This is a genomic window from uncultured Paraglaciecola sp., assembly GCF_913058035.1.
Taxonomy (GTDB): Bacteria; Pseudomonadota; Gammaproteobacteria; order Enterobacterales; family Alteromonadaceae; genus Paraglaciecola.
Map to the genome: position 1 here is coordinate 1 of NZ_CAJXPA010000236.1, position 5,349 is coordinate 5,349.

Here is a 5,349-nt window from a genome sequence, read left to right on the forward strand (position 1 = left end):
AAGCAGACTCGGCTGAACAGCGACAGAGTAGAAAGAATTTCAAAAATGGACGAGAGGGTCATTCTGGTGTTAGTGTCGTCCAGTTCCTATACAGCAAAAGAAAGCGTGCCCTTGGCACGGGAGGATCATGCGAGCAGGGAAAGTCACGCTAACAATGAGTATTATAAATACGGGCAATTAGCATATTTATAGAAGGCGGCGGCCTCGCAGCTATGCGGCATTGCCGTACTCCGGACGGTCAGGGTAGGATGGCTACGAATAGTGCGTTTGTTTTGCCTATACTCTTGAGCAAGGCATGACGAATAAAAATGTTGTCAAGTTGAGTTCTAAAAATCTACAAAAACCTAAGGTTATCTTATCTCAATTTGAATCCTTGCCTGTTAAGGTCATGAAACAAGCTGGAATACGCTGTTTTCATGACTATTTGAAAGAAACAGAAAAGCAAACCAGCGAATATGAGCAACTAAAGGAGTTAGAAATACAATATGGTTCAGTTGAACCATATTTATGGTTGGGCAAATACTTTTTAATTATTGCTCAAAAAGATAATCAATGATGAGTTGTATTACTCAGCCAATAGTTTTTCAATATCTTGGAGCATCTCAGCAGGTTTAGTGGTGGACGCATAACGTTTAGTTACTTTGCCTTGTTTATTGACTAAAAATTTAGTGAAGTTCCATTTAACCGTTTTACTGCCCATCAAGCCAGGCGCCGCTTCTTTTAAATATTGATATACGGGTGCAGTGTTTGAACCATTCACTTCAATCTTCTTAAATAATGGAAAATTGACATTAAAGTTTAGACTACAAAATTCTTGAATTTCGGCATCTGCACCGGGTTCTTGGTGACCAAACTGGTCACATGGAAAACCAAGGACTTCTAAACCTTGCGGTTCAAATTGTTTATACAAGCTTTGCAACCCTTCATATTGCGGTGTAAACCCACATTTACTGGCAGTGTTAACTATTAACAAAACTTTACCTTGATAGTCTTTAAAATTTATATTTTCGCCATTATTTAATATGGCATCAAACTGATATATGGTATCCGACATAAATATTCTCTTTGTAAATACGAGTATTATATATTGTCATTACCTAGCCGTGTTTCAACTATTTAAGTTAATAATTTTAAATTAGGGCAAGCCTTAACAAAGGAAAGTAAATTGGTACAAAAAATAGCGTTTATTGGATTAGGTGTTATGGGGTACCCCATGGCTGGACATTGTAAAAAAGTGGGCTTCGACGTTACGGTGTTTAATCGTACCACCCAAAAAGCTGAAGCTTGGGTAAATGAGTTTAGGGGTAAATTTGCATTAACCCCTAAACTAGCTTCACAGCACGCTAATATTATTTTGTTATGTGTTGGTAATGATGATGACCTACGTTCCGTAATGTTAGGTGAAAACGGGGTATTGGCCGGCGTAAATACTGGAGATATAATTGTTGATCATACTACTGCTTCAGCACAAGTAGCCCGTGAAATGGAAAAGTTATGTACCGAAAAAGGTGTTGGGTTTTTAGATGCGCCAGTATCTGGTGGGCAAGCGGGTGCTGAAAATGGTCAGTTAACGGTAATGTTAGGTGGTCATCAAACACACTATGATGCTGTTGAGCCTGTTATTAATTGTTATGCAAAATTCAGTCAGTTACTTGGTGATGTAGGAAGTGGGCAACTGGCTAAAATGATGAATCAAATTTGTATTGCTGGAACAGTACAAGGACTAGCTGAAGCGATCAATTTTGGAGAAAATGCTGGTTTAGACTGCCATGCGGTTATCGATGTTATCTCAAAAGGTGCAGCACAATCCTGGCAAATGGAAAATCGATTTGAAACAATGCTTGCAGGTAAGTTTGATTTTGGGTTTGCTGTTGATTGGATGCGTAAAGACTTAGATATCGCCTTAAATGAAGCAAAAAGAAATGGAACTACGTTGCCCTTAACCGCATTAATTGACCAGTTTTATGCTGATGTTCAAAAAATGGGGGGAGGGCGATGGGACACATCTAGTTTATTAACCAGGTTAAAAAATTAAATATAGTTTAGAAAATTATATCAGTGGCTCAAGGTGCCACTGATGATCTTGAAAACTGACTTTCGTCTTGTCGTACTCTCTTTCAGCTCGCCAAGTGCGTTTGTTCAGTTTAGCTACAACACCCGGATACAATCTTTTGTTACTGATAAGTTGAATATTGGTTTGGTACTCTTCTTTAGCGTCATGCATTTCCTTCGCTTTACTTTCGAGCCATTCCATCAACTGTATTTCATTTTGAAACAACTGGTTGGCTTCGTCCACTCGCTCTTGCATATTTTTTGGAATTTGTTTTCCTTTAATCATAGTCATACGAACAGAATGTCTATCGTTGTTTTGCTTCACTTGCTTTAAAAGCTCATCTAGCGTGTCTTTACGCTCTAACAAAATATTAAAACCGTCACTAAAATCGATACTTAAATTACTACCAGAAACGGCACCTAGAGTACCTGCTATGATTTTATTTTGGCATTTGATGGTACAAGCAAAAATATTTCCATTAGGGTTATCTATATTTCCAATAGTAACCTTACCTTTGCAATTTATTCGGCTGTAGGCTAATTGTCTGCCAACGTTAACATCACCAACGCAGTTGATATCTAAACCTTGACCATGTTGCACATAAATGCTGCCTTTAGAGATTAAATTAGTACTATATTCAGTGCCATTTTCATTCACTTTGCCCATGGCACCTTGAGTAATAATGATATCTCCGCCAGCATGAATGGTTGCAGATTCTACATATCCATTTACTGTGACATCACCAGAAGCAAAAATAACCATTTTTTCAGTAACGTCACCATTAACTAAAACGGATCCATCGTAGTCAATATTTCCACTACCTACATTGACACCTTTGGAGTTAAAAATATCATCAACCCACATCTTTTGGTCTTTAAATTTTGGCATTCCAGATATATCTGAAATCAACAAGTTTTCATCACTATCACTAACAACCGCACCATCACCAGGACTGAATTTAATCCAGTCACCTGGTTTAGCTTCAATCACATCACCCTCAACTGTATAACCATATCTGCCTGCAGTAGGCGGTATTCTTCGTAAAAGTTCTGCCCCCTGTCGCACACTTATAATCGAGCCTAAATTACGCATATCGACACGAGTTAGTCCAACTTTTTGCGGCTGTAGGATCCTATCTAGGGCATTTTGTACTAGAGGTTTCAAATAAGAAGGTTTTCCAGCCCTAGGTGGTAAGCCTTTTGATATGAGCTCTTCAAAAATTTCGCCTGAATCACCCTGAGTCCATCGTTCAACCAAGCTTGATAGACGTTTTTGACTGATCCCACGTTTTATACCTGCCAAACCTAACTCATTTAACAATGAAGTCACTGTGACGGGCTTACCTGCATATCCAGATGTAATGGTTAAATAAGCAGTTAAATGGTCCTCAGTAATTCTACATTTTATTTCGGTGTCCCTTCGCTCACCAATACGAAGTTCAATTATTTCAGATTTATTATCTTTGATTGCAGACTTATAATTGTTAATAATTTCAATAATGCTTGCATCAAAAATGAAAAAATATTTAAACGTACTTTTTTTAATAAATTGATGAAGCGCGGCAGCTTCAATATCTTTGGCAAGACCAGGATTGATTGTCATGTCCAAGTATTGATCTGTGTCATCAACTTTTAATTTTATGCCAAGCATTATATCGCCTTTAATTAAGTCATCACATATAGAAATGTGGTTTTAAGTAAGCCAGAATATTTATTTATTAATCGGCTCACCGTTAAGTTACATGAATCATTAAACACCGCATACAACTAATACTTTAAACAATATAGAATTTCAGGCGTTAAAAAATATGATTGTATTGTTATAAGCTCTCCACAAAATTGTAGAGGGCCTTTAATATGGATAACTTATCTGGGTTACGTGCATATTCAATGCTTAATTGTTCGAGCTGTACTAAAAACGCAGGCAATTTAATACTTGCAGGTGAGGTATCATCGAAAAACTTAAAATGTCGATAACGTTGCCATCGTTCAATTTCAGACGCTGATAACGACTGAGGTACATTACGAGCACGGTATCTAAATAATAGCGCATTAAGACGGTCGTCTTCAAAAGGAAGAGAAAGCTCTGTCAGGTCCTGTGCACTAGACATGACAACCTGATTCATCAGCTCTTTATCGCTTGACGAAAAAAATCCACCTGAGTAAAGAGCGTGTTCTGGGTCAACAGAATTAGGCTGTTTTTTTTGAGCGTAGACCTCTTGCAATTTATCAAGGCAATGTAAGTTAGCTTTTATTTTCTGTAAATTTTGTAAACACAATTGTCTGTCAACCCCCAAACGTAGAGCATTTTCAGCGCTTAGAGTCTTGGCGGGTGCTATTACAGGACATTTATTAATATGTAATAATTTAATTGGTAAACGTTGCTCGTTTTCTTCTAACATTGCGTTAGGTGTGTATAACTTTTCTATTATTTCATCAACTGTCAGCGTGAATAAAGGACTAGGATCCAGCGCTAAGTTAAGAACAATCACCGCATTTTTATTCGATGGATGCATGCCGACAGGCACAATCCAAGTACAGCATCCGTGTGAAGATGAAATTTTTGACGAAATATGGACTAAGGGTGTTAATTGTTCATGGTCAATTTGTTCTAATACTTTTCTTTTATTCCTCAACGTAAACAGATAATCGAATAGTTTGGGTTGACGTTCTTTAATTAATTTCGCGACAGCAATAGTTGCGTACACATCAGACATTGCATCGTGTGCACCATGATGTTGAATGTTGTTGGCCTTGGTCAAATCTTGTAACTTAAAACTGGGTAACCCCTGCTCATTTAAAGGCCAAGTTATGCCCTCAGGTCTTAGGGCATAACACGCTCTTGCCAAGTCAATAATATCCCAGCGGCTATTGTCGTGTTGCCACTCCCGTGCGTAAGGATCATAAAAGTTTCGATATAACGTGTAACGCGTAATTTCGTCATCAAAACGTATGTTATTAAAACCAGCAACACATGTATTGGGCTCTGAAAACTCTTTAAGGATCTTGGCGATGAAGTCTCGCTCGGGCATTCCTTCTTTTAATGATCGTTGCGGTGTGATGCCTGTGACTAAACAAGCTTGAGGAACGGGCAGGCAATCACTAGCAATTTGGCTAAAAATCATCAAAGGTTCACTTATTATGTTCAAGTCTATGTCTGTGCGGATACCAGCAAACTGACAAGGAAAATCTTTTTGTGGATTAGCCCCCCACGTTTCATAATCGTGCCAGTAGATTGATGGCTTATCCATAACTATCCTATGTGGTCATATGGAGAGAGAGGATGATTACTAAGCC

Annotated in this window: 6 protein-coding genes; 3 read left to right on the forward strand and 3 right to left on the reverse strand. The window is 38.1% G+C overall.

Translation table 11 applies throughout. The annotated features are described in order from the left end of the window. Both QZ562_RS19230 and QZ562_RS19235 read left to right on the forward strand, forming a co-directional pair. Nucleotides 1-192, forward strand: a 192-nt coding sequence (locus tag QZ562_RS19230; protein ID WP_293763866.1) for a hypothetical protein, incomplete at its 5' end; no start/stop codon positions are given. 103 nt (nt 193-295) lie between these two features. Beyond that, nucleotides 296-556, forward strand: coding sequence for a hypothetical protein (locus tag QZ562_RS19235; protein ID WP_293763869.1), 261 nt, complete (start codon nt 296-298; stop codon nt 554-556). 9 nt (nt 557-565) lie between these two features. Here the strand turns inward: QZ562_RS19235 and QZ562_RS19240 are convergent, their stop codons facing one another. Beyond that, nucleotides 566-1,054 carry a glutathione peroxidase gene (locus tag QZ562_RS19240; protein WP_293763872.1) on the reverse strand — a complete coding sequence of 163 codons (489 nt, stop codon included), beginning with the start codon at nt 1,052-1,054 and terminating at the stop codon, nt 566-568. 111 nt (nt 1,055-1,165) lie between these two features. Here QZ562_RS19240 and QZ562_RS19245 point away from each other — a divergent pair, with 111 nt between their 5' ends. Beyond that, complete coding sequence (locus QZ562_RS19245) at nt 1,166-2,035, forward strand: NAD(P)-dependent oxidoreductase (protein WP_293763875.1); 870 nt, start codon at nt 1,166-1,168, stop codon at nt 2,033-2,035. Nucleotides 2,036-2,050: 15 nt separating this feature from the next. Here QZ562_RS19245 and QZ562_RS19250 read toward each other — a convergent pair whose 3' ends face one another. After that, a complete protein-coding gene (locus tag QZ562_RS19250; RefSeq protein ID WP_293763879.1) occupies nt 2,051-3,703 on the reverse strand; it encodes a FapA family protein in 1,653 nt (550 codons plus the stop codon). Nucleotides 3,704-3,872: 169 nt separating this feature from the next. Continuing rightward, nucleotides 3,873-5,303 (reverse strand): exodeoxyribonuclease I, encoded by a 1,431-nt coding sequence (gene sbcB, locus QZ562_RS19255; RefSeq protein ID WP_293763882.1) that lies wholly within the window; start codon nt 5,301-5,303, stop codon nt 3,873-3,875. Nucleotides 5,304-5,349: the final 46 nt, after the last annotated feature.

Excerpts from the sequence above, each read along its gene's own strand:
- QZ562_RS19250 (WP_293763879.1), bottom strand. The coding sequence starts at position 3,703 with ATGCTTGGCATAAAATTAAAAGTTGATGACACAGATCAATACTTGGAC.
- QZ562_RS19240 (WP_293763872.1), bottom strand. The coding sequence starts at position 1,054 with ATGTCGGATACCATATATCAGTTTGATGCCATATTAAATAATGGCGAA.
- sbcB (WP_293763882.1), bottom strand. The coding sequence starts at position 5,303 with ATGGATAAGCCATCAATCTACTGGCACGATTATGAAACGTGGGGGGCT.
- QZ562_RS19235 (WP_293763869.1), top strand. The coding sequence starts at position 296 with ATGACGAATAAAAATGTTGTCAAGTTGAGTTCTAAAAATCTACAAAAA.